This window comes from Chromobacterium sp. FG22, from assembly GCF_057809415.1.
The window spans coordinates 45619-69481 of record NZ_JBMDJX010000027.1 but is presented as its reverse complement, the minus strand read 5'-3'; the positions used below and the strand labels follow the sequence as shown (position 1 = coordinate 69481).

Annotated in this window: 20 protein-coding genes; 19 read left to right on the top strand and 1 reads right to left on the bottom strand. The window is 60.5% G+C overall.

Annotation, left to right across the window (positions count from 1 at the left end):
* The first annotated feature begins 22 nt into the window (after positions 1-22).
* Positions 23-7579, top strand: a complete 7557-nt coding sequence (locus ACODSD_RS20545; RefSeq protein WP_488878183.1) for a hypothetical protein — start codon at positions 23-25, stop codon at positions 7577-7579.
* Positions 7579-7914: a hypothetical protein gene (locus ACODSD_RS20540; RefSeq protein WP_488878182.1), complete on the top strand. Its 336-nt coding sequence runs from the start codon at positions 7579-7581 to the stop codon at positions 7912-7914. Before ACODSD_RS20545 ends, ACODSD_RS20540 begins: the two co-directional genes overlap by 1 nt.
* 389 nt (positions 7915-8303) lie before the next feature.
* Here ACODSD_RS20540 and ACODSD_RS20535 read toward each other — a convergent pair whose 3' ends face one another.
* A complete protein-coding gene (locus ACODSD_RS20535) occupies positions 8304-8633 on the bottom strand; it encodes a hypothetical protein (protein WP_488878181.1) in 330 nt (109 codons plus the stop codon).
* 1184 nt (positions 8634-9817) lie between these two features.
* Between ACODSD_RS20535 and fliQ the strand changes: the two genes are divergently transcribed.
* The 17 genes from fliQ (at position 9818) to ACODSD_RS20450 (ending at position 23861) form a co-directional block, all read left to right on the top strand.
* Positions 9818-10084 (top strand): flagellar biosynthesis protein FliQ, encoded by a 267-nt coding sequence (gene fliQ / locus ACODSD_RS20530; RefSeq protein ID WP_488878180.1) that lies wholly within the window; start codon positions 9818-9820, stop codon positions 10082-10084.
* 11 nt (positions 10085-10095) lie between these two features.
* Positions 10096-10860 carry a flagellar biosynthetic protein FliR gene (locus ACODSD_RS20525; protein ID WP_488878179.1) on the top strand — a complete coding sequence of 255 codons (765 nt, stop codon included), beginning with the start codon at positions 10096-10098 and terminating at the stop codon, positions 10858-10860.
* Positions 10861-11922 carry an EscU/YscU/HrcU family type III secretion system export apparatus switch protein gene (locus ACODSD_RS20520; protein WP_486636605.1) on the top strand — a complete coding sequence of 354 codons (1062 nt, stop codon included), beginning with the start codon at positions 10861-10863 and terminating at the stop codon, positions 11920-11922.
* Between the two features lie 37 nt (positions 11923-11959).
* Positions 11960-14011, top strand: coding sequence for a flagellar biosynthesis protein FlhA (gene flhA / locus ACODSD_RS20515; RefSeq protein WP_253314315.1), 2052 nt, complete (start codon positions 11960-11962; stop codon positions 14009-14011).
* A 12-nt stretch (positions 14012-14023) separates the two neighbouring features.
* A complete protein-coding gene (locus tag ACODSD_RS20510; protein WP_488878178.1) occupies positions 14024-14704 on the top strand; it encodes a flagellar hook-basal body protein in 681 nt (226 codons plus the stop codon).
* A gap of 15 nt (positions 14705-14719) precedes the next feature.
* Complete coding sequence (flgG, locus tag ACODSD_RS20505; RefSeq protein WP_166451307.1) at positions 14720-15499, top strand: flagellar basal-body rod protein FlgG; 780 nt, start codon at positions 14720-14722, stop codon at positions 15497-15499.
* Positions 15499-16422 (top strand): flagellar basal body P-ring formation chaperone FlgA, encoded by a 924-nt coding sequence (gene flgA, locus ACODSD_RS20500; RefSeq protein ID WP_488878177.1) that lies wholly within the window; start codon positions 15499-15501, stop codon positions 16420-16422. Before flgG ends, flgA begins: the two co-directional genes overlap by 1 nt.
* A gap of 30 nt (positions 16423-16452) precedes the next feature.
* Entirely contained in the window at positions 16453-17577 is a 1125-nt protein-coding gene (locus tag ACODSD_RS20495; protein ID WP_486636608.1) for a flagellar basal body P-ring protein FlgI, read from the top strand.
* A 14-nt stretch (positions 17578-17591) separates the two neighbouring features.
* Entirely contained in the window at positions 17592-17933 is a 342-nt protein-coding gene (locus ACODSD_RS20490; RefSeq protein ID WP_166451304.1) for a flagellar basal body rod protein FlgB, read from the top strand.
* Positions 17934-18377, top strand: a complete 444-nt coding sequence (locus ACODSD_RS20485; protein ID WP_488878176.1) for a flagellar basal body rod protein FlgC — start codon at positions 17934-17936, stop codon at positions 18375-18377.
* Positions 18374-18652, top strand: a complete 279-nt coding sequence (gene fliE, locus ACODSD_RS20480) for a flagellar hook-basal body complex protein FliE (protein WP_488878175.1) — start codon at positions 18374-18376, stop codon at positions 18650-18652. Before ACODSD_RS20485 ends, fliE begins: the two co-directional genes overlap by 4 nt.
* Before the next feature lie 180 nt (positions 18653-18832).
* Complete coding sequence (gene fliF / locus ACODSD_RS20475) at positions 18833-20215, top strand: flagellar basal-body MS-ring/collar protein FliF (RefSeq protein WP_253314311.1); 1383 nt, start codon at positions 18833-18835, stop codon at positions 20213-20215.
* Complete coding sequence (locus ACODSD_RS20470) at positions 20215-20754, top strand: hypothetical protein (protein ID WP_488878174.1); 540 nt, start codon at positions 20215-20217, stop codon at positions 20752-20754. The genes fliF and ACODSD_RS20470 overlap by 1 nt, the downstream gene beginning before the upstream one ends.
* Positions 20747-21430 carry a FliH/SctL family protein gene (locus ACODSD_RS20465; protein ID WP_488878173.1) on the top strand — a complete coding sequence of 228 codons (684 nt, stop codon included), beginning with the start codon at positions 20747-20749 and terminating at the stop codon, positions 21428-21430. The genes ACODSD_RS20470 and ACODSD_RS20465 overlap by 8 nt, the downstream gene beginning before the upstream one ends.
* Positions 21427-22749 carry a FliI/YscN family ATPase gene (locus ACODSD_RS20460; RefSeq protein ID WP_488878172.1) on the top strand — a complete coding sequence of 441 codons (1323 nt, stop codon included), beginning with the start codon at positions 21427-21429 and terminating at the stop codon, positions 22747-22749. The genes ACODSD_RS20465 and ACODSD_RS20460 overlap by 4 nt, the downstream gene beginning before the upstream one ends.
* Complete coding sequence (locus ACODSD_RS20455) at positions 22750-23187, top strand: flagellar FliJ family protein (protein WP_488878171.1); 438 nt, start codon at positions 22750-22752, stop codon at positions 23185-23187.
* Complete coding sequence (locus ACODSD_RS20450) at positions 23184-23861, top strand: hypothetical protein (protein WP_488878170.1); 678 nt, start codon at positions 23184-23186, stop codon at positions 23859-23861. The genes ACODSD_RS20455 and ACODSD_RS20450 overlap by 4 nt, the downstream gene beginning before the upstream one ends.
* Positions 23862-23863 lie beyond the last annotated feature (2 nt).

Sequence of the window (23863 nt, the reverse complement as noted above, 5' to 3'; positions counted from 1 at the left end):
CTACGACGCGCTGGGGCGCAAGGTGGCGGAGCGCAACGGCGACGGCGTGTTGAGCGAATGGGACTACGACGCGGCGGGCAACGTCCTCGTCCAGCGCGTCTACGCCAGCCCGGTGAGCCTGTCGGCGGACGGCGGCGTGCCGGCGCCGGCGAATGCCGACGTTCGCGAAACCCGCTACGTCTACGACGGTAATAATCGATTGCAGAGGACGGTTGTTCCGCGTCAGACCGTTATTTATGGGGATGTGAAGAAGGATGGAGCGCCGATAGTTAGGGTTCAGGACCTTGTTACTGAACGTCAATATGATGCCAATGGAAATGTAGTGTGTGAGATTGACCCTCGGGGTAATCGGATACTGCGTTGGTATGACCTTACCGGACGCAAGTTGTTGGAGGTGGATGCCGCTGGTTACGCTGTGGCTTGGAACTACAATGCCGCCGGCAAGCCGGTGAGAGAAACGCGCTATGCCACCGCCACGGTGCCGGCTGAGGGTATTACGCTGGATGCAGCGCGTGGTCTGCTCAAACCTGGTGCCCAAGACCGTGTCAGCGAGTTTGATTATGACCGCATGGGCAGGCTGGTGGAAGAACGTCGGCTGAATGTCGACTATTACGAGCAGGCTAGTCTGGATGTTTCTAGTAAGCCCGAAGAAGACGCTATTGCGCAAACCCGTCAGACCGGCACCGTACGTACCCTGTATCGCTACAACGCTTTAGGGCTGCTGACGCAGAAAACCGACGCCAAGGGTGCTGTCACCGACATCCGCTACGATGCGTTGGGCCGCGAAGTCCATCGCGAGGAAGCGGTATTTATCGATCAGGCTGGGCAGAGCGTAAGGCCGACCACCGATACCAGCTACAACGATTTGAGCCTGACGACCAAGATCGTCAAGGCCGGAGTGGACGGCGTATTCAGCGAAACCCATTACAGCCTGGGCGGCCGGGCAGATTGGGCGCGGGATGCCGAAGGCAATATCACGTTCTACGACTACGATGCGGTGGGCAATGTGACGCGTACCCGCCGTGAGCGCAAGGAGGTGGCGGGAGGGCAGGATGTCACCCTGTATGCCTACAATGCGGCCAAATTGCAAACGGCTAAACAGGATGTCGCGACTGGAGTGTGGCAGGAGGTGAGCTACAACGCTTGGGGGCAAATCACAGGCAAGCGGACCAGTGTTAATCGTCAAGGAGCTTGGCAGGAGTTCAGTGAATACGACACTGCAGGCCGGCTGATTCGCGGCAATGCGGGTGGTGTAACCAAACTATATGGTTACGATGCTAATGGTAATTCTACGCTGACGATTACATCAGGGCGAACTCAAGGTGACGAGTTACGAAATATGACACTGGAGCAGGTGTTGTATAAGTTGTCCCAAGTCAATAGCTCTAATTTCCAAGATGATTTGGATGCATTTCGTTTGTCAGTAAGTGACTATGATGCCCGAAATTTACATGTGACGACACGCCAGCCAAAAATGGTAAATAAGCATCAAGATTCAGTTGTTCAGGTGGAAGCTTGGACAACAGCCGAGCAGCAAACTGGGCGTGGCGATGTGGTAACAACAGACGGAGCGTTTTTTAGGGATAATGCTCCTATTGTTAGTCCGATGGGAAAGTCCGATATTGCTATTGTTGGTAATGGTGTAGTTACGAGCCAAATTCTATTTGATGGATTTCAATCTTATTTGTTGGATGACAGGTTTGGGCGGGGTGAGTTTGGTCGTGCATTCAAGGCAGTTGTAACATTCGGTTTTCCTGAGAATGTTTTAATGCTTGGAGATGGGCGGTATAAATTTGATATTGTTTCAATTGTTCGCCCTATGCCGAAAGAAAGATTTGTTGAAACTAAGTATGGTTATTCAGGAGGAAGTGTAAGTGTTGATATTAACTTGCCTCTTATTAATTTTGAGCAGCGTAATTATAAATTCGAGATAAACATATATAAGGAGGTGCAAGGGCAGGATGTTTTTTTGGGGAAGGTGGAGAAGTCATTTACTGGAATGGATGTTATTGGTCGTTACCTGCCTGAACCTCTCTCTTTTCCGAAATTGTCCATAAATCGATCTGAGGTTCATTTTAAAAATCAGGTCGGCGTGTCTAAAATTATTCTCCTGACTAGGAATGTATCTTCTGAGTTGGGATGGGTTGTGCAGTCGATTCCGATTGTGAAAATTAATGGACATGAACAGTCATCTTGGTTTTCTTTTGATTGGTCAGGAATGGGTAGGGGGAAGTATGAGTTTTGTTATGTGTCGCTAGATGATCAGGGTAAAATATTGAATGCCCGTCAAGGTGAGATGAGTCTTGATGATAAAGGGCCTAGTATTTTGCAAAATAAATTGCCAATGAATAGTGCTTTTATGGCTGCGGGCTCAGGGGAGGGGCAGCTTGGAAGTATGAATGTTATTGGTTTAAGTGAGCGTACAAATCGTACTCTTATTCGTTTTAGAGTGCAGGGAGAAGCATGGGGGGGGTGGATAGAGCGCGGAAGTCTATCGAATAATTACTCAGGTGCGTGGTTTCAATTTAATCCTGCGGATTATGGGTTAAAGATAGGTGTAAGTTACGAATATGATTTGGAGTATTTTAGTGGTCAGCAATCACTTGGTCGGTTGATCGGTGGTTTTCAGTCGGGTAATCCTAATTCTGTAACGGCTCCTGTTCGCTGGTATGAGCAACCACAGATTGTTCATATTAAGAATCAATTGACGGACGCAATGCATGGTAAAGTGCGGTTCCGCCCGTCAGGTAGTCAATTGGATTTTAAAGAAGTTGCTCTTGTTAAAACTGAAGGGCGAGATTTTAACTGGGATTGCGTGGATATTTCTCGCAGTTTACCATCACCAACACTCTACGATTTTGAATATCAGATATTTGATGCGGCCGGCCGTATGGTTAATCGTGCTCAAGGCTCCATTACTTTGGGTGGCGGAGCAGTGACTCTGGATCGAGGTAGTGTTGTTGGTTTAGCTTTGCCTATGTATGTTTCTTTTTCTCCAGAGGAGACTGCGGCAACCCAAATGGAGTTGCAATACCGAACAAAAGGAGGGGGATCCTGGCAAGAAGTTAAATTAAATAGGCAGAGAAATGGGGGGTTTGCATTAAATGTTGATACTCTACCTATTGGTGATTACGAATATCGTTATCAGTTGAAGGACATCAATGGGATCTATCTACAGGAGAGTGATGGTAGCACCTTGTTAGCCAAGGGGTTTATGCGGCGAGGTGCAAATGGTGAAGATGTTTATACTGGACGTTTGCGGTGGGTATTGCTGGGAGTGACCAATAGTGAGGCCACCATCACGCGCCGCCAAGTCTACAACGCCTTCGGCGAAGTGATTAGCGAAACCGATGGTGCCGGCAATAGCATTCGCACTGAATACAATACGGCCGGCAAGCTGGTCGCCAAGCGCGAAGCTGCGCTCAAGTTGCGCGACGACAACGGCGATGTGCTGAAGAATATCGACGGCAGCGACAAACTGGGCGACGAAGCTATTACGCGTTACGGCTATGACGCGGTGGGAAATTTGGTGTCCAGCATAGACGCCAATGGGCATGAAAACCGCCAGCGTTGGCTGGCAGGCAGCCAGGAGGGGCAGGGCAAGGTACTGCGTGAACGCCATGCAGATGGCAGCAGCAAGGAAATGGCTTACGACAGCCTGGGCAATCTGCGCATCGTTACAGTCAATGGACAGCGCCAACAAGATTATCAATACGACAAGCTTGGCCGCCTCAAGCGGCTGGACCGCGCTCAGCGGGTGGACGGCAGCTGCGGTTATGACGAGTACGACTATGATAGCGCTGGACAGCGAATTGCCCACCGTACAAGCGACGGCAAGACGGTGTTTGCGGAGGCGACGCGTTACGACAGCTTGGGCCGGGTGTTGGAAACGGTCAGCGCGGCCTCTCGCCATACCACTTACAGCTATGCCTGGGATGCTCAGTTGAAGGGTGCCGGCGGCATTGTGGTGGGCGGTTGGCGAACTACCACCACCAACGCCAACAATATGACCATGCAGGATGCGGTGGATTTGTTCGGCCTCAAGAGCGAACACCGTGATCTGGGCGGCCGGGTGACTCAGTACCAGTACAACAACGCGGGCCAGTTGATTCGCCAACAGAGCGATAAAGGCCAGAATATCCTGTACACCTACTATGGCAATGGCAATCTGCAGGGCATGGAGGATAGGGCTGCTAATCGTTTTACGCTGTATGGCTACGACAACGACGGCCGTAAAAACTATGAGGCTTACGCCAGCGGTCCGGACCGCGACCACCTGACGTTCTACCAACAGTCCGTTATGCGCTACGACGAACGTGGCCGGGTGATCGAAATCAAGGATCCTCGTTTCCTCAGCCGCTATCAGTACGATGCGGTGGGCAACCGTCAGCGCGTCTACAGCGAATATCAGGATGGCAAGGATGGCAGCAAGCAAGTGCAGGACAACTGGTACGCCTATGATGCGATGAACCGTTTCACCGTAACCCAGGGCAGCCGTGACGCCTCCGGCAATATTGTGGCGGGCAGCCGCGGTATCCGGATCGAGTACGATGGCTTCGGGCAACGGGCCAAGGCGAGCAATGGCGGCGATGGCACGGTGGAAACGTACAGTTACACCGCAGACGGTTTTCTGACGGATACCCAGATCAACGGCAAGCTGGCGTATCGGCGCAGCAATGACTTGTTGGGCCGGGTGACCGATGCGGAAAGCTTTAGCTGGGATGGCCAGGCCAAGGCCCACAAGACGCATACGGACTACGACGCGGACAACAAAATGCTGCGGCAGGTGGTGGACGGTAAAGCGACCAAATACGACTTGATGGCAGACGGAACCTTGAAATCCACTCAGCAAGAGGACACCACCACAGTCACCACCTATTACGCGTACGAATGGTGGGATGAGGCCAAGCAATCCAAGATTACCGCTCAACCGTACAACAAAGATGCGCCGGATTGGCGGCCTGGGGTCTCGCATTTGACCTACGATGTCAACGGTCACCTGAAAGAGGCTATCGACGAACAGGGGCAGCGCAGCCTGCGTTACATCAACGACGCCCAAGGGGTAGTGATTCGACGCGAGGAACTGGATAAGCAAAGCGTTTACAAGCGCCAAGACTATTACTACGTTGACGGCAAGCAAGTGGGCGCGGTGGGCAATGATGGCCCAAGCCGCATGGACTTTGCGCAAGCATTGGCCCAAGGTCAACTGGGCGGCAAGAAAGACCAGTACCGCTTTGGCGTGGCGGTGAGCAGCGCCGACTTTGATCAGAACTACGAACCGATTGCCCCCAATTATCCGGGACAGGCCCCAAGCACGGTAACCGTGCGTGGTGGTGATACGCTGCAGAGTTTGGCTGCAGGGCTGTGGGGCGACAAGTCGCTGTGGTATTTGCTGGCCGACGCCAATGGTCTGACCGGCAGCGAGACCTTGGCTGCAGGTCAGGCGCTGCGGGTGCCGAATAAAGTCACCAACCTTCACAACAGCAGCGGCACCTACCGAGTGTATAGCCCGGGTGAGGCGATTGGCGATGTGACCCCGACGCTGCCGGATCCGCCGCCGCCGCCGCAACAGGGTGGAGGCGGTTGTGGCGGGGTTGGGGCCATCTTTGTTGCAGTTGTTGCGGTCGTCGCGGTGGTGATGACGGCTGGCGCGGCAGCTGTGGCGATGGGAATGGTGACTACGGCCACCGGTAGCGCATTGACTTTGGGTGCTGCTAGCCTAGCTCAGATTGCTGCTGCTGGCGCAGCGACCTTAGCCGGTGGTATCGCCGGCGGAGCTGGTCTCGCGGCGGCCGCGATAGGCGGCGCGGCAGGCTCTATCGTCAGCCAGGGCGTGGCGATGGCGATGGGGATGCAGGACCGCTTCTCCTGGGGGCAGGTGGGGCTGTCGGCGTTCTCGGCGGCGGCGACCGCCGGCTTGGCGGGTGTGTCCAATACCTCCTCGTTGTCGGCCTTTGCCGGCAAGGGGCTGGGCGAGACGGTGGCGCGGACGATGGCGGTCAACGCGATGACCCAGGGCGTGGGCATGGCCACCGGGCTGCAAAAGTCCTTCAACTGGACCTCGGTGGCGGCCAGCGGCGCGGCGGCCGGGGCCAGCGGCTGGATGGGCGACAGCCTGGGCTGGAACAGTTCGGATCCGGTGGCCGGCGTAGGTTACGGCACGCTGCGAGGTCTGGTGTCGGGCGGAATCCAATCGCAACTGACCGGCCAGCGTCCGAACTGGAGCGCGATCGCGGCGGAATCGTTTGGCAGCGCGCTAGGCGACCAGGTGGTGAGCGGCATCCAAAATCAGGATAGGGCACGGCAACAGCAGAAGGCGGCGTTTGCCAAACAGGTACGCGACTGGGGCTTTAGCGGCCAGGCGGAAGCCCTGGAGCCAGCTTGGCTCAGCCTGGATTCATTGAGCAACGAGGCTGCTTATGGTGTGGTGGACGACGAGCCGATGGCGCAACGCGCGACAGCGGCGAAGGCTCAAAAGTCGACCAGGACCCGATTGGCGCAATCTGCTCAGATGCGAGAGCCGCAACGTCAAGCGGAGCTGGACGCTTTGCTTCGTCCACTTGATGTTTCGTCAGACATGATGACGATTGAGATTGTGGGTGGTAGCCGGGCCGTGGACGAACCCAGTGCCGTACGGCGCTTTGCAGGCAGCATGTTGGATACCGTGATTGATGGCGGCCTGGGAATGGCTCAATTGATCAGTGACCAAGGCTATCTGGCGGCGGGTCTGCTCAGCGGAGGCTTGATCGATGACCGCGGCGCAGCCGCTCGTAATGCGGCGCTGGTACGCGGCTTGCCGGATGTCTTGGGTAAGACGGCGGGCGAGCTGATGTATTATGCGAAGAATCCTGGGGAACTGAGCGCGGAGCAGGCAGGCGCATTGGCCGGCAATGCCTTGCTGTCCTGGGCGCCAGGGTCACGTTTGCTACGAGGGTCCAGTCTGAGCGTTGAAGCAGGCATGGGCACGCGTTTGCTGGCAAGGGATGCAGTGAAAGCGTTTGGGCCGAGGCTGGACCGCTTGGCGGAGCAGAGCATTCCGGGACTGAGGATGTATGCGGTGCCGGAGGGGAGTATGGTTCCAAACACTATTAGCCCCGGTGAAGCCCTGCGGATTAAATACGCGAATTTTTCACCGAAGCAACGTGCTATCCGCATGGATGGATTGGCGGAGTCAAATGCGTATCGGCGTTTGGAGGAACTGCAAGATTCAATAAGCGGCGCTCATTTTCTGGAAAAACACGGAGCGCAGACGACTTTGGGTTCACAGTTGGATCGTGCTCAATTTGGCAAAAACCCGACTACAGGTTTTATAGAGGCCTACCCAAATGGAAAGCCAAAAATACCGTCTTCTGCAACGCGATTTCTGAGCAACAGAGATCAGTTAAATTCAATTTATCGTGCGCAAAATATTTATCGATTAACTGGTGATGTGACCTTGGCTGAACGACCCATTAGTTTCGACTACTTGATAGGCGAAGGTTACAAGAAAACTTCGCTGACTTATGGTCAGTCGTATACGGCTCAGGTTTGGTTTAGGAATGGCCAAATAAATACGGCATTTCCAATTTGGGGACGGTAATGAAAGTAAAAAAGGATATGTTTGATCTGCTTAGCTTGCTTAAGGTCTTTGATGTAAATTTTGTGAGCGATGCGGACTGTGAGTTGCTTCACGGGCTGGATGTCAATAGCCATGATGACGTAGCTAGCGCGGTAAAAGCACTCCTCTTGCCGGAGTTTCATACATACACTAAGTCTGCTCAGGATCGACTGACAAACCTATTGCATAAGTTTGTTGCTGATCCATCTGAGGATTTTGATGATCTATTTGAACGGGTAGAGCTTGCATTTGACGATGAGATCACTGATCGGCGTGGTTTTATGGTTACTTTGTTGGTAGAAATAGAGGCTAGGTGACGCGGGGATGGCCTTTCAGGCCATGTCCGCGTCTATGTGGCCACAACTAACTGAGAGGGCTGCTTCTTGGAGCTTGTCTAGGTTTTGAATGGGCTGAGTCGGCTTGAATGGTTTGATATCAAATATCGGCGCATTCCCATCGGGGATGCGCCGATTGTTGCTCCAAGCACGGGAGCTACTAGAATCGCCATGCCTGAGTAAGCTAATTTTATAGGCCGCTTCGGCCACTAGCTCAGCTAAAGGTATCAATAACTCTTTAGCAAGTAGGGTTGGCAAGCCAAAAAGCTTGCCCACGCGGCACCTTGGCAACACGACCTTTGACCGCGCCGTAATTTATAAGCCCAAGCCTCCCCAAAGCCCCTTCCCGGGGCTTTGGTCGTTTATAAGGCTCAAGCCAGTTCCTGCATCTGCATCGTGGTTTGCTGCAAGCGGTGGGCGAAGGGTTCCAGCAGGCAATACACCTGCTCGCATTCCAGCATGTCTAGCTTGGATTGCTCCAGCATTGCCGCCAGCGCCGACAAGGCGGTGCTGACTTGATTGAATTCCAGGCTGATTAGATGAAGGTTGTGATCGAAGTGTTCGCAGTACTCGTCGAGTTGCCGCAATAGCGGGTCAATCGGGTGGAGCGTGGCATCCTGCTGACGCAAGCTTTTCAGTTGGAAAAGCAAAGTGGAGAGAGAAGGGATGTGCTGGGAATGAGCATGAACGGGGCTAGTCATGACGACTCCTTACTGAGCGTTAAACCTGCCCCCTTAGCTGCCAAGCGTGGAGACAGGCGCGTGGCAGGGTTGGCAGACCGGCAGTAAGGACCCGGCGCGTGCAAGCACGCCCCCACCACGGCCAGCCTTAGCGTAAGACTTACCCTGTGGTGTGCAACGGACGTAAAAATGCCGCGTGCGGCGGCTGTCCGCCTTACTGGTTCGAGCTGCCAAGCCCGGTGCTGAGTCACAGCACGGCCGGATTATCACGTGCTTGCGGCGGGGAGGCAAGGGGCTTGCGTCGTGCCAGACCCTAGCGCGTGTCCGCGTGGCTTGCGGCGGGGATGGCGTAACGGAGCTGCTCTTTGCGCCTTGCTGTATCCTTCTTTACTTCTGGCGATGGACGGCTTCGCCACCGCGTTTCAACCAGATCCGTGTGGCGTTTTGAAGAGCTTGTCGGGAGCCCCTCGTTTGGCGGCCACAGGGGGTTTGTGTCTGTTCCTTGTCTGTTCTTCCCTGTCTGCTGGCTGCCCTCTATTAAGTGGGCGGCCATCGTTTTACTCTTGTTTCCCCTGGTTTCATGCCTGCCGTACTGTCCGGCCACGCTTAGGCGCTGCCGCAGTCGGCATGAGGGTGCGCTTTCTCCTTCTTGCTGCGTTACTACCGGGTTGAGAAGTTTCTGCAATATCTGTCAAGGCGCCGGAGGTGGTGTGAAGGGGATGCTTTGCTCTCTGCCTTGCCTGGTATTTGTAAGAATCTATTCAAAGTCTGTTGCGTTTTGTCAGACTTTGCACGGTGAGTACAGCATTCGAAATGCTCATATAGCGCTTGTGCAGTCCGCTTTCTCAGCGGTTTTCTCCTCATCTCACTCTTGTCCGCGAGATTTTGAACAGGTTCTAAGCCGCTGTGCGCTTGAATGGTTGCCGTTATGTCGCGGTTTAATCTTGGCGGCGGCTTTGCATGGCGTGATTTTTACTGCTGATAAAGAAGCTGAACTCATGATCACAGCGGCTGAAAATGGCTGAAATTTTGAATTTGTACTTAAAAATCATGTATTTAAATTGAGTTTTCTGTGTTTGTAAATATTGTTATGGTATGTTGTAAAAAAGTATGAATATCGTTAATATCCGTATCATTTGTGCGGTTTGGTTGTTTTTGCGTTGATTGCGCATCAAAAACCAGGCCGCCGCATGAGGGCGGGTGGAATGACGGGCGATCAATCACTGCAGTTGATGTCGCAAATGATGTGGATGGCCTTGGCCATTGCCGGCCCTGTGCTGTTGTTCAGCCTGGTGGTGGGCATCGTGGTTAGCGTGATCCAGGTAGTGACCCAGATCCAGGATGCCTCTTTGGCTTTCGTGCCCAAGTTGCTGGCGGTATTCGCGGCCCTGCTGTTGTTTGGCCCGTGGATGCTGAAGTCGCTGGTGAACTACGCCGCGGGCGTGATCGGCAGTATCCCGTCCTTGTTCTGAAACGCTTCTCAATGTCTTTTCCCCTGGATTTGGCCTGGCTATACGCCTCTTTTTTGCTGTCGCTGCGTTTGGCACCGGTCTTGTTGCTAACGCCGGTGATAGGCGCGGCCAATGTGCCCGGGGTGGTGCGCGGCTTGCTGGGTTTGAGCCTGGCGGCGCTGATGACGTACGGCCTGGGGTTGAGGCTGGCTTTGCCCGCCAATGGCTGGGTGCTGGCCGGGCAGGCTTTGACCGAGTTGTTCATCGGCGCTGTGCTTGGTTTTGGCGTGCAGTGCGCGTTTGGCGCGCTGGCGTTTGCGGGACGTTTGTTGGACACCCAGATCGGCTTTGGCTTGTCGGGCGTGATCAATCCGTTGACGAAGCAATCCGGCGCGGCCATGGGCCTGGCGTTCGAGCTGCTGGCGGTGGCTTACGTCTATGCGGTGAACGGGCACCACATGTTGTTGCAGGCGATGGTTTTCCTACTGGAGGCCCTGCCGGTGGGCGAGCCGGTCAGCCTGATGCTGGCGGAGCGGGCGCTGGGGCAGTTTGGCGTGCTGTTTGCGTTGGCGCTTTCATTGGCGGCGCCGCTGCTGATCGCCTTGTTCGCCATTGATGTGGGCGTGGCGCTGATTTCCCGCTCCATGCCTCAGTTCAATGCCTTCGTGATGGCCATGCCGGTGAAGGTGGGTGTGGGTCTGGCGGTGCTGGCGGTGATCTTGCCGCGTTTGGGCGGTTTTTTTGAACGCTGGTTTGCCTCGATATTGAATTATCTGGCGAGCTTCCAGGGGAGCTAGGTGGCGGAGCAAGAGCAGGACCGGTCGGAAGAGGCGACGCCGCATAAGCGCGAGGAGGCTCGCAAGAAGGGGTCGGTGGCGCGCAGTCAGGATGTCTTGGGCGTGGTGTCGGCCCTGACCCTGTTGCTGGCGCTGATGGCCTTGGGTCCGGGCATGGCGCGGCATTGTCTTGGCCTGTTCTCTCTGTTGTTGTCGCATGCGGGGGAGTGGTCGTTTGCGCAGCAGGCCTTGTCGGTGTGGATGCGGCAATTGGCGCTGGAGTTGTTTCAGACCCTGCTTCCCTTATGGCTGTTGTTGGCGCTGACGGCGGGCGTGGCCGGAGCCGCTCAAGTGGGGCTGCTGTTCTCCACGGAGCCCTTGAAGCCGGATTGGCAGAAGCTCAATCCGATGGAGGGTCTCAAGCGCTTGTTCACCTTGAGATCCGTGTTTGAGGCGGCGAAGTCCAGCATCAAATTTCTGGCTTTCTCTCTGGTGCTGTACTGGATCATCCGGGAGATGCTGCCGGACTGGCTGTTGTTGACCGGCGCCGGGCCGGGCCGGGTGGCTGCGGCCACTGGCAACGCCCTGCTGCAAGTGCTGCGCTATATGGCCTTGGTCATGCTGTTGGCGGCGGTGGTGGATTGGCTGTTTGTGAAGCGCACGCTCAGCAAGAAGCTGCGGATGTCCAAGCGCGAGGTGAAGGAAGAGTACAAGCGGCGCGAAGGCGACCCGCGGATCAAGTCCAAGCTGAAGGAAATCCGCCAGCAGTTTTTGCAAAAGACGCGCGCCGCGTCGCGGGTGCCTGAGGCGGATGTGCTGGTGGTGAACCCCCGCCATCTGGCGCTGGCGATCCAGTACCAGCGCGGCAAGATGGCGGCGCCGATGCTGCTGGCCAAGGGGGCCGGCGAGATGGCTTTGAAGATGAAAGAGACCGCCAGGCGGCATGGCGTGCCGATTCTGGAGAACCGGCCGTTGGCGCGCGGTTTGTTTCGCGATGTGGATGTGGATGAATGGATTCCCGATGCTTATTTCAGCGATGTGGCCAAGGCGCTGGTTTGGGCGTTTCGGGTCAAGAAGGGCTGAACCGCCGGAGACAGGCGGTGTTGCGATGGCGTTTTAGATGAGTAGCTTGCTCAAGTTGTTCAAAGAAGGGGCGAACGTGTCGATCATCCTGCTGATGGTCGGCATTTTGTTCGTCTTGTTCACTCCGGTTTCGGCCCGAGTGCTGGATGCGCTGTTGCTGGGCAATTTCAGTTTGGCGCTGTTTGTGCTGTTGCTGACCTTCTATGTGCGCAAGCCGGTGGATTTTTCCACCTTCCCGTCGGTGTTGCTGATCGCCACTTTGCTGCGTCTGGCGCTGAACGTGTCCGCCACCCGGCTGATCCTGTCCGACGGCGACGCCGGCCGGGTGATCGGCGCCATTGGTTCCTATGTGGTGGGCGGCAACTATGTGATCGGGGTGATCGTGTTCCTGATCCTGGTGGTGGTGCAATACGTGGTGGTGACCAGCGGCGCGCAGCGGGTGGCTGAGGTGGCGGCGCGGTTTACGCTGGACAGCATGCCCGGTCAGCAGATGAGCATCGACGCCGATCTGAACATGGGCTTCATCGATCAGACGGAGGCGCAGCGTAGACGCAAGGAGCTGGAGAAAGAGGCGGGCTTCTATGGCGCGATGGACGGCGCCAGCAAGTTCGTCAAGGGCGACGCCATCGCCGGCATCATCATCATGCTGATCAATATCGTGGGCGGTTTCGCGGTGGGGGTGGCCCAGCACGGTATGCCGTGGCAGGAGGCCTTGCAGACTTACACCTTGCTGACCATTGGCGACGGCATCGTGACCCAGGTGCCGGCGCTGGTGATTTCGGTGGGCACGGGCATCATCATCACGCGCTCGGCGTCGGACGACAGGCTGAGCAGCGAGGTGCTGGGCCAGTTCACAGCCTATCCCAATATTTTGCTGATGGTGGCGGGCGCGTTGGCGCTGGCCGCGCTGCTGCCCGGCTTGCCGGCCTTGCCTGCCTTGATGCTGGCCGCTTTGTTCGCCGGCGGCGGCCTGGCGCTGCGCCGTTTGCGGGGCGGCGCCGAAGACGGCGGCCTGGTGGATGAGGCCGCCGCGGAGACGGAGGCGGCCGACGCCTCGCTGTACGACGAACTGAGGGTGGATCTGTTGTCCATCGAGCTGGCGCCGGATCTGATGCCGCTGATGGGGCAGGACGGCAGCCTGCTGTTGGAGCGCATCGCTCTGTTCCGCAAGCAATACATGTTGGATTCCGGTCTGGTGCTGCCCAAGGTGAAGGTGAGGGAAAGCAAGAGCTTGCGCGACGGCGCTTACCAGATCCGTTTGCAGGGCGACAAGGCGGGCGAGGGGCGTTTGGAGCCCGGAGCCTGGTTGGCGATCCATCCCGGCGGCGAGCGCGGCAAGCTGGAAGGCACGCCCACTACCGATCCCGCCTACAACCTGCCCGCCATCTGGATTCAGGACGCGCAGCGGCCGCGCGCGCGCGAGCTGGGCTACACCGTGGTGGACGCCGCCACGGTGTTCATGACGCATTTTTCCGAAATCGTGAAGCGACACTCCGCGGACTTGCTGACCCGCGAGGAAGTGGAGCGCCTGGCGCAGCATTTGCGCCAAACCCAGGCCAGCCTGTTGGACGAGCTGCTGCCCAATGTGATGACGCTCAGCGAAATCCAGAAGGTGCTGCAGGCCTTGTTGCAGGAGAAGGTGTCTATCCGGCGCATGGACACGATTCTGGAGGTGCTGGTGGACGCGGCGCGCGCCAGCAAGGACGTGGACGAATTGACCACGCGCGTGCGTCAGCGTCTGGGCAGCGTGATTTGCGCGCCGCTGCTGGATGGCGACGGCGCCTTGCACGTGATCACCTTGGACGGCGGCATCGAGCAAACCTTGTACGACGGCTTGCGCCGCAGCGAGGGCGGCGCCGCTTCGCTGGCGCTGGACCCGCGGTTTGCCGAGCAACTGCTGAAGAAGATGTTGGCCGAGTCCGAAAGGATGGCCGGCGCCAATCATATGCCGGTGCTGTTGTGCGCGCCGGAGGTGCGCGCCAATTTGCGCAAGCTGACCGCGCGGATGATGCCGCACCTGCATGTGCTGGCCTTGAACGAAGTGCCGCCGGGCGTGGGCTTGAAGGCCTTCGCCGCAGTGACGTTTTGACGGAGGGCTCGGATGAGCGAGTTATTGAACGCGATGGCGGCTTCGATGCAAGCCGATATGAACCGGGTCAATACCGTGGCCCACAACATCGCCAACAGCAATACGACGGGTTACAAGCGCTTGTTCACCCTGGACGGGGACGTCCAGGCCGGTGCGCTGGCGGATGGGCGGCAAGGCGCGATGAGCCGTACGGGTTCCGATTTGGATCTGGCGATAGAGGGTCCCGGTTATTTCTCCGCGCAGGATAACGGTGGCGCTTACCTCAGCCGCGGCGGCGCGTTGCGGCTGGACAGCCGAGGCAGGCTGGTGCTGGCCCAATCCGGCATGCCGCTGGAGGGGGAGCAGGGGGAGATCTTTCTGCAGCCGGGCGCTTTTCGCGTGGCTGACGATGGTCAGGTTTTCCAGAAGGAGCTGGCGGTGGCCCGCATCAAGCTGGTTTACCCGGCCAAGGACGCGCGGCTGGAGGCCGCCGGCAACGGCTTGTACCGGGTCAGCGGAGCCATGGTCGATCCCAAGGACTTGGGCGGCCCGGGCCGTTTGCGACAGGGTTTTCTGGAAATGTCCAATGTGAACTCCACGCGGGAAATGGTGGAGTTGATGGAGGCGACCCGCCATTTCGAATCGGTGCAGAAGGCGGTGCAAGGCATGGACGCGGTGTGGGACAAGGCGCTGCGCAGCTTGGGCGAGTTTTAAGACGAGGACGGAATCGTGATTGATGCATTGTATGTGGGCGCCACCGGCATGGCGGCGCAGCAAGGCGGTTTGGAGGCGGTGGCCAATAATCTGGCCAATATGAACACGCCGGCTTACAAGCGTTCGCAAGCGGTGTTCGAGGATCTGGTCTACCGCGAATCCGCGCGGCAGACGCCGGCTCAGGGCGAAACCGCCGGCGCGGCCTATTTGGGCCTGGGCACGCGGCTGAGCGCGGTGGAAAAAGTGTTCAGCCAGGGGGATTTGCGGCCGTCGGAGTCGGAGTTCGACGTTGCGCTCAATGGCGAGGGTTTTGTCGCCGTCGGCAACCCGGACGGCAGCCAGCTGTTCAGCCGCTTGGGTTCGTTGCGGGTGGGCGAGGACGGTTTGTTGCAGCTGCGCAGCGGTCAGCCGCTGGAGCCCGCCATTACGCTGCCGCGAGACGCCCGCGGCCTGCGGGTGGCCGAGGACGGCCGGGTTTCCGCGTTGACCGAGGACGGCAAGACGCTGGACGTCGGCCGGATCGAGTTGGCCATGTTCAATAATCCGGCCGGGCTCAAGCCGGTGGGAGAGGGCCTGTATCAGGCGACCGAGCAGTCCGGCGCCGCGCAGATGGGGCTGGCCGGGGAAGAGGGGCGCGGCAAGTTGGCGCAGAAATACCTGGAAGGCTCCAATGTGAAGATGGCGGACGAACTGGTCAGCATGATGCTGGCCCAGCGCGCGTTTGAAGCCAATTCCCGCATTATCCAGGCCGCGGACGAGATGCAGTCCATCGTCAACAATTTGCGGCGCGGCTGATGAAGCGAGCCGCGCTGCTGGCGGTGTGGGCGGCGTCGATTCCGGCTCAGCCGCTAACGGCGCGGAGCGCGCTTGAAGTGGAGGGCCGCAGCGTCAACCTGGCTCAGGCGTTGGAGGGGGAGGTTCCCGCTGCGTTGCGGCGCGCGCTGGAGGCGCGGCCGCTGGCCACCGGCCTGAAGGCCGGAGAAACCCGGACGCTGGGGCGCGCGCAGTTGTTGAGCGCGTGGCGGATGGCGCTGGGAGTGGAGGCGGAGCGCTGGCCGGTACGGTTGCCCGAGCGGCTGACGGTTACGCGCGCGGGCGGAGAACCGGCGGCGCCTGCGCTGGCCAAGGAGGCGGAGCAGGCTTTGCGCGCTGGGTTGGCCGGCGAGTGCGAGCGTTTGGAGCTTCAGCCTGAGCGGAACGAGATCAAAGCGCAGCTGCCGGCTCAAGGCGTCCGCCTAGCAGCGCGTTTGCCCGCCGAGCCCGCTCTGGCGAGACGGATGGCGGTGTGGCTGGATGTGTTTGAAGGACCCGAGTTGTACGGCAGTTGGCCGGTTTGGTTTCAGGTGAGTTGTTTGCGGCCGGTGTATCGCGCCAGCCGGGCGGTGGCGAAAGGCGAAGCCTTGTCCGCGGCCAATGCCGAGCAAACGCTGGCGGACTGGACGGAAGCAAGGCCGCTGTCCTCTTTGCAGGGCATGGCCGCCGCCAGGGACCTGGCAGCGGGAACGGTGCTGCGGCTGGCGGACGCCAGGCCGGCGGCGCGGGTGCGCAAGGGAGAGCGGGTGTTGGCTCGTTTGAGCAGCGGGGCGATCCGTTTGGAAGTGGGCGCGGAAGCCTTGGGCGACGGCGCCATCGGGCAGCTGGTTTACGTCAGACGGGAGCGGGATCAATCCGTGTTCAAGGCCATCGTCGTGGCTGACGGCGTGGTGGATGTGTTGTGACAACAGGCGGCCTGGCAGGGTCGAGCGGAAATGAATAAGAGAACATGGTGCTTGCGGGTGTTGCAAGGCGGCGCGTTGCTGGCGCTGACCGTTGCGCTGGCCCAGGCGGGCGAGCGTATCAAGGACTTGGGCCGCTTCAATGGCTGGCGTGACAACCAGTTGATCGGCTATGGCCTGGTGACGGGCCTGGCGGGGAGCGGCGACAGCGCGCGCAGCCAGATGACCCAGCAATCGCTGGCCAACCTGCTCAAGCAGTTCGAGGTCAATCTAGGGCCGGACCAGGTCAATAGCCGCAACGCGGCGGCGGTGATGGTCACCGCCAATATGCCGCCCTTGCTGGAGCCCGGCGCGCGAGTGGACGTCACCGTGACGTCCATCGGCGATGCCCGCAGCTTATTGGGCGGCAGTTTGCTGCAGACGCCGCTGAAGGGCGGCGATGGCCAGGTCTACGTGCTGGCGCAGGGGGCGCTGTCGGTTGGCGGCTACCGTTACGACAGCAATGGCAACCGGGTGCAGAAAAATCATCCCACGGTAGGACAGATTCCAGCCGGCGGCATTGTGGAGCAGGCTGTGGCCACCCGCTTCATCCGCAACGGCATGGCCGAATTTCTGCTGTCCGCGCCGGACTTCACCACGGCCGAGCGCATTGCGCGGGCGATCAATCAGAAGCTGGGCGGCAATCTCGCCAGCCCGCTGGGGGCCGGCAAGGTGGGGATTCGGGTGGACGCGGCTTCGGCGGCGGGCACGACCAGCCTTTTGAGCCGGATCGAAGCGATCGAGGTGACGCCGGACGACCGCGCGCGGGTGGTGGTGAACGAACGCACCGGCACTGTGGTGGCGGGCGGCAATGTGATGCTCTCCGCCGTCACCGTGGTACATGGCGACTTGAAAATATCGGTGGAAACCGATTATCTGGTGTCGCAACCGCCTTCGCTGTTTGGCTCCGCGCGCGACGTGCGGACAACGGTGGTGCCGCAGACCCGCGTCGCGGTCCAGGAAAAGCCCTTGCCGGGGATCAGCCTGAAAGGCAATTCCACCATCGCCGATCTGGTTGCGGCGCTCAATCGCATTCAAGCCAGTCCGCGCGACGTGATCGCGGTGTTGCAGGCGGTCAGAACCGCCGGCGCGCTGCGCGCGGAACTGGTCATTCAATAAGGGAGGAAGGGGCAATGCAAATCGCTTCGCTTGGCGAAACCGTCTCGCGCTCACTGGACGGCCTGGTGCTGCGGCAGCAGGTCATCGCGCAGAACATCGCGAATCTCAATACCCCCGGTTATACGCCGCTGCGCGTGGACTTCGAATCCGCCTTGCAAGGCGCGGAGGGCGCCGGGCCGCGCATTCTGCCGGATCGGCGTCCCGCGATTGCTCCCGGAGCGGCGGGTTCCGCCGCGGAGTTGAGCCACCAGGTGTCGCAGCTGGCGGATACCACGCTGCGTTACCAGACCCTGATCAAGGGCATCAATAAGCAACTGGCCATCATGCAGTTGGCGATTTCGGACGGGAGGCGCTAAGTGGCCGGGCTTTGGGAGTCGCTGGCGATCAGCCAGAGCGGCATGGACGTGGAGCAGCTGCGGGCGGAAGTAGCTGCGCGCAATATCGCCAACGCCAATGTGGCGGCGGCGCCGGGCGCGCCGCTGGCCAAGCCCTTGCGGGTGATGACCCAGCCGGTGGGCGCGCAGTTTGGCCAGGCGCTGGCGCGGGCGGAGGCCGGCTTGCCTCCGCCTGGGGGCATCCGCGCCGTGGTGGTGGAGTCCGACGCGCCGGCCCGCAAGGTGTTGGAGCCGTCCAGCCCCCTGGCCGACGCGCAAGGCTATGTGCAATACGCCGGCGTGAACACTTTGGAAGAGATGTTTACGCTGACCATGGCGGTTCGGTCTTATGAAGCGAATGTGACCGCGTTCAACGCGGGGCGCTCGATGATGCAGAAGGCGCTGGAAATTGGAGGCAAACAATGATTGAGGCCATTGCCGGCAGCGTGCTGGCGGATTCTCTGTCCGTCGCGACGGCCAAGCCCTTGGCGCCGACCGGATTTGAAAAAGTGCTGACCCAGTTGGAGAAGTCCGAAAACAGCCTGGGCGGCTTGCTCAACGATGTGGCGACCGGCCAGGCGGGCAGCTTGCACCAGGTGATGTTGCGGATGGAGGAGACCCGCATGCAGTTCGAGCTGTTCATGCAGGCGCGCAACAAGGTGCTGGACGCTTATCAGGAAGTGATGAGGATGCAGGTGTGACGAGCGGTTTAGGACCGATACGATCTGCTGCGCGTCGTCTTAACGTTGCGCGGTGAATACATCTTCGGAGTGTTCATTGATTTGATGTCAACTCCGCTTCCTCTGCTGTTTTCGCCTGGTCTCGCTCAAGTTCGCGAGATCGTAAACAGCGATATGGATATTTGATTGGATAGGCGAGAGATGGTCGATTTTTTCAAGGCGCTGTGGCAGCGCTCTTCGGGCGCGGGGCGCGCCCTCCTGGTGGCGGGCGCGCTGGCGGCGGTGGCGTTGCCGGCCGGTGCGTTCTGGTGGTCCGGGCGCGTCGATTACCAGGTGTTGTTTGCCGATCTGGACGCGCGCGACGCGGCCAGCGTGGTGGCTGCGCTGGAAAAGCAGAAAACGCCCTATCAGCTGACGGATGAAGGCAAGACCGTCCAGGTGGAAAAGGATTTGTTGTACAAGACCCGGATGAAGCTGCTGGGCGGCGGCCTGGATCTGAAGAGCTCGGTGGGCTTCGAGCTGTTCAACAATGCGGAGTTCGGCGTGACCGAGTTTGCGCAAAAGATCAATTATCTGCGCGCGCTGCAGGGCGAGTTGGCGCGCACCATCATGGGCTTCGACGAAGTTCAGAATGCGCGCGTTCACCTGGTGTTGCCGGAGGGCGGAATGTTGCGCAAGCGTGGCGCCAAGGCCAAGTCTTCGGTCTGGGTGACGCTGAAAGGCGGCAAGAGCCTGCAGCAGGAGCAGGTCAGCGGCATCCAGCGGCTGGTCGCGGCTTCGGTGCCGGACCTTGACGCCGCCGCGGTGACGGTGCTGGACCAGCGCGGCGTGGCCTTGTCGGCGCGCGCGCAGGACGAAGAAGGCGTGGCGGGCATAGACGCCGGCTTGCAGTTGAAAAAGGAAACCGAAGCTTATTTGGCCGACAAAGTGAGCCGCATTCTGGATACGGCGCTTGGGCAGAACCAGGCGGCGGTCAGCGTGGATGTGGCCTTGGATCTCTCCTCGCACAAGCTGACGCGCGAGTCGGTGATCGGCGATGGTTCGGACAAGGGCATCCTGGTTCGCCGGAAAGAGCAATGGCAGGACGGCGATGCTTCGCGGCTGGCGCCGTCGTCGGCCGGGGGCAATAAATCCCTGGACGCGGAATACCAGGTTGGCCGCGAGTTGCGGCAGACCAGCAGCGGCGGCGGGGCGGTCAAGCATATCAGCGTCGGCATCGTGACCAATACCAGCTTGTCCGACGCCACGGTGGAGCGGCTGCGCGAAGTGATCTCCATGGCGGTGGGACTGGATAGCGGCCGCGGCGACGGCATCGCTTTTTCCGTGATGGACAATGTGACCCCGGTGGCGGCGACGCAGGCGGCGGAGGCCGTGCCGGCTTCGCCCGCCCGCCAAAAAGAGCAAGGCGTCGGCGAATGGGTCTTGTGGGGCGGCGCGGCCATACTGTTGGCGCTGGGCTTGATCGGCGGCGGTTTGCTGCGACGCAGAACGACTGCGCGCACGCTGACGGAGTCCGAGCGCGAACGCTTGCTGCGGCAGGTGCAGCGCTGGCTGGCGGCGGAGCAGGCCGGAGGCGGCAAGTGATGGGGCAGGAGAGTTTGCGGGCCGCCTTGGCGGTGTCCGCGCTGCGGCCCGAAGAGCGGACTTGGCTCGAATCCCGGTTGACGGAGGAGGAGCGCGTTTTGCTCGGCCAGGCGCTGGAGCAATTGGACGATAGGCCGTTGACCGAACAGGCGGATGAACTGGAGCCGCCGGCGTCTTCTGCCGGCGCGGATCTGTTGAACCGCGGCGCGGAGCCCTTGCTGGAGGTTCTGCTGGCCGAGCCGGTGTGGATGCTGGCGGCGCTTGGGCATGCGCTGGGCGCGGAGCAGCGCGGCAAGCTTCTGAACGCGGCTCAGGATGCGGAAGCCTGGCGCGGGCGCATTGACAGCCTGCGCCGTGAGTGGTCCGGCGGAGAGACGCAAGCGGCGCCGGCTTTGCGTGAAGCCATGCGGGAGCGCTTGCAAGCGTTGACGGCGGCGGTGCCGGAGCGGCCTTCGGTGCGTTCGGCCGGCATGGAGCAGGCTCCGACCGGCTTGGGTTTGAGGCTGCGGGCCTGGTTGGGGAGGCTGCGCCATGAGTGAGATCCTCCGTAATCCCGGCATTCGAGAAAGCGCGGATTCGGCCGCCGCCCCTGAGCGGCCGCGTGCGGATTCGGCGCCTTCCCAGGCGGCTCGGCAGCCGGCGCTAGAAGAGATCCAGGCCATGCGCGAGCGCGCGACGGCGGAAATCGACGCCGCGCGCGCCAAATGCCAGGCCGAGTGCGAAGAGCTGCGCGCCGCGGCGCGCCAGAAAGGGTATCGAGAGGGCATGGCGCAGGCCGAGGCCGAATCGCTCCGCGTGCGCGAGGCGCTGGGCGCTCAGGGCAAGGCCTTGCTGGCCGCCTTGGGCGGCGTCCGCGAAGCGGTGCACGAGGAGGTGGAGTGCATGCTGTCGCCGCTGCTGCTGGAGGCGCTGGCGCGCATGATAGGCGAGATGCCGCTGTCCGCCGAGCTGGCGCGTTCCTGCGTGCGTAACGCCTTGAGCGAGGCGGCGGGACGCGAACCGGTGCGAGTGCGCCTCCATCCGGCCGATGCGGCCTTGCTTGCGGGCGACGATGCGGCGTTGAGCGAGGTGGGCCGAGAGGTGAGCGTGGTGGCGGACGCCAGTCTGGACGGGGGCGGCTGCATCGTTGAAACCCTGCATGGCGATATCGATGCACGCATGACCACGCAGATGGAGCGTTTGCGCCGGAGCCTGCAAGAGGCCAGAGCGCGATGACGCCCGGACTTGAGCAATTGCGAGCGGCGATCCACGCCTCCGATCTGGTGGAACGCGTGGGCTACGTCAGCCGTAAAGTCGGTCTGTTGGTGGAGTCTTGCGGACCCGCCGGCATTGGCTTGGGCGATCTGTGCCATATCGAGCTGGCCGGCGACAGACCGGCGGTGTTGGCCGAAGTGGCCGGCCTGGATCGGGACCGCTTGCAGTTGCTGCCCTACGGCCCGGTGGACGGCCTGCTGCTGGGCGCTCGAGTGGTGTCCGCCGGACACGCGTTTTCGGTGCCGGTGGGCGATGCGCTGCTGGGGCGGGTGGTGGATGCGTTTTGCCGGCCGCTGGACGGCAAGGGAGAGATCGAGTTTGCCGGGCGAAGGCCGGTGCGCAGCGCGCCGATTCCGGCGTTGGGCCGCAGCCGGATCAACCGGGTGATGGAAACCGGCGTCCGGGCGATAGACAGCATGCTGACCATAGGCTACGGGCAGCGGCTTTCCATCATGGCGGGCAGCGGCGTGGGCAAAAGCACGCTGCTGGGTATGCTGGTTCGCAATTGCGCGGCCGACGTGGTGGTGGTGGGCCTGATTGGCGAGCGCGGCCGCGAAGTGCTGGAGTTTATCGAGGAAAGCCTGGGCGAGTCCGGGCTGGCGCGTTCGGTGCTGGTGGTCGCCACCGCCGACGAGCCCGCGCTAGTGCGCGAGGCGGCGGCCTTGAGCGCGGTGACGGTGGCCGAGCATTTTCGCGATCAGGGCCGCTCGGTGCTGTTGATCGTGGACTCGCTGACCCGCTATGCGATGGCCCGCCGGGAAGTGGGCCTGGCCATTGGCGAACCAGCCACCTCGCGCGGTTACACCCCATCGGTGTTCTCCGAGCTGGCCGGCATGCTGGAGCGCTGCGGCACGCGCAAGGAGGGCGGCTCGATCACCGGCTTGTTCACCGTTTTGGTGGAGGGCGACGATATTCACGATCCGGTGGCCGATAGCGTCCGCGGCATTGTGGACGGCCACATTGTGTTGTCGCGCGAACTGGCCAATGCCGGACATTTTCCGGCGATCGACGTGTTGGGCAGCGTCAGCCGTCTGTCGTCGGCGCTGGCCTCGGAGGACGAGCAAGACGTTATGAAGGCTTGCCGCAAAACGCTGAGCGTGCTGGCGGCGAGCAAGGACTTGCTGGAGTTGGGCGCCTATCGTCCTGGCGGCAATCCGGAGCTGGATCAGGCTTTGGAGCGCAAAAGCGGCTTGGAGGCTTTTTTGCAACAGGATACTCGGCAGCGCGAGGGCAGAGCGGTGGCGCTGACGAGTTTGGCCGCTGTGCTGCAAGGAGGCTAAATGACGGGTTTTCCTTACCGCCTGGAACCCTTGCTGGGCTTTCGTCAGTCATCATTGCAACTGGCGCGTCAGGCCTTGTCGGCGGCCGAGAGCCGTCTGGAGGCCGCTCGTCAGATTCTGAGTCGGGCGCAGGAGGACATGCGCGTTTGCGAACAGACCTTGGGCGTGTTGGCGGGCAACCCGCCCCTGTATTTGTCCGCCTTGAATTTCTTGCGGGAGCAGCGGCTGCGTTGCCAAGCGCTGTCGCAGGACGTGAGCGAGGCAGAGCGGGATTGGGTGCAGGCGCGGGCCGTTTTGCAGCATGCGCGCACGGAACTGAGGCAGGTGGAAAAACATAAAGAGCGTCATCGGCTGGCCGCGCGCGAGCGGGAGCAACGCAAAGTGTTCCGCGAGCAGGACGAGGCTTGGCTGCAACGCCGCAGGCAAGGAGGCGCATGAGCGTCATCGTGTTGGATGGAGAGCCGGCCGGCGCGCCGGCGCGTTCACGGCGCGAGGCGCCGGAGCCGCAGGCGGGCCGGCAATGGCAAAGACAGCTGGAGGCCGAACTGGCCAAGCACAGCGTGTGCCGGGCGATACGGCTGGGCGATGGGATGGACGCGAGCGCCGAATTGGCTGTCGAGGGCCGGCCAGGCTCCTTGCCAAATGAGGCCGAAGCCTTGCCTTGGATCGCCCCGCGCGGCGCCGAACCGGCCCCGAAGGGCCTACGCGTCGTGGACGCGGGAACGCCGGTCGCGATGGAGAGCTTAGGCTTGAAGGCGGTGGCGAAGGCGAGGGCAGAGGGTGGACAGGCGGCGCCGGTAAGGCCGGCTGCGGACGGCGGGGACGGCGCGGAAGCGCCGCTCGCCACGGAGGCGGCCTTGGACGTCGAGACGGCGGCGACGCTGAGAACTTGGTTGAAGCCCTGCAAGATTACGGTCTTCGCCGATCAGGGCGCAGTGCGGGTCTGGGTGAGGGATGCCAGGCTTGACGCCGGAGAAGCCGAGGCTCTGGGGCAACGGCTGGCTCGTCAGCTCCGGGACAAGGGAGGGCGGCTGGCGATGCTGGCCGTCAACGGCGCGGTGGTCTTCCAGGAAAACGCCGCAGGCGGCTTGCCTATTTTGAAACAGGGGTGAAC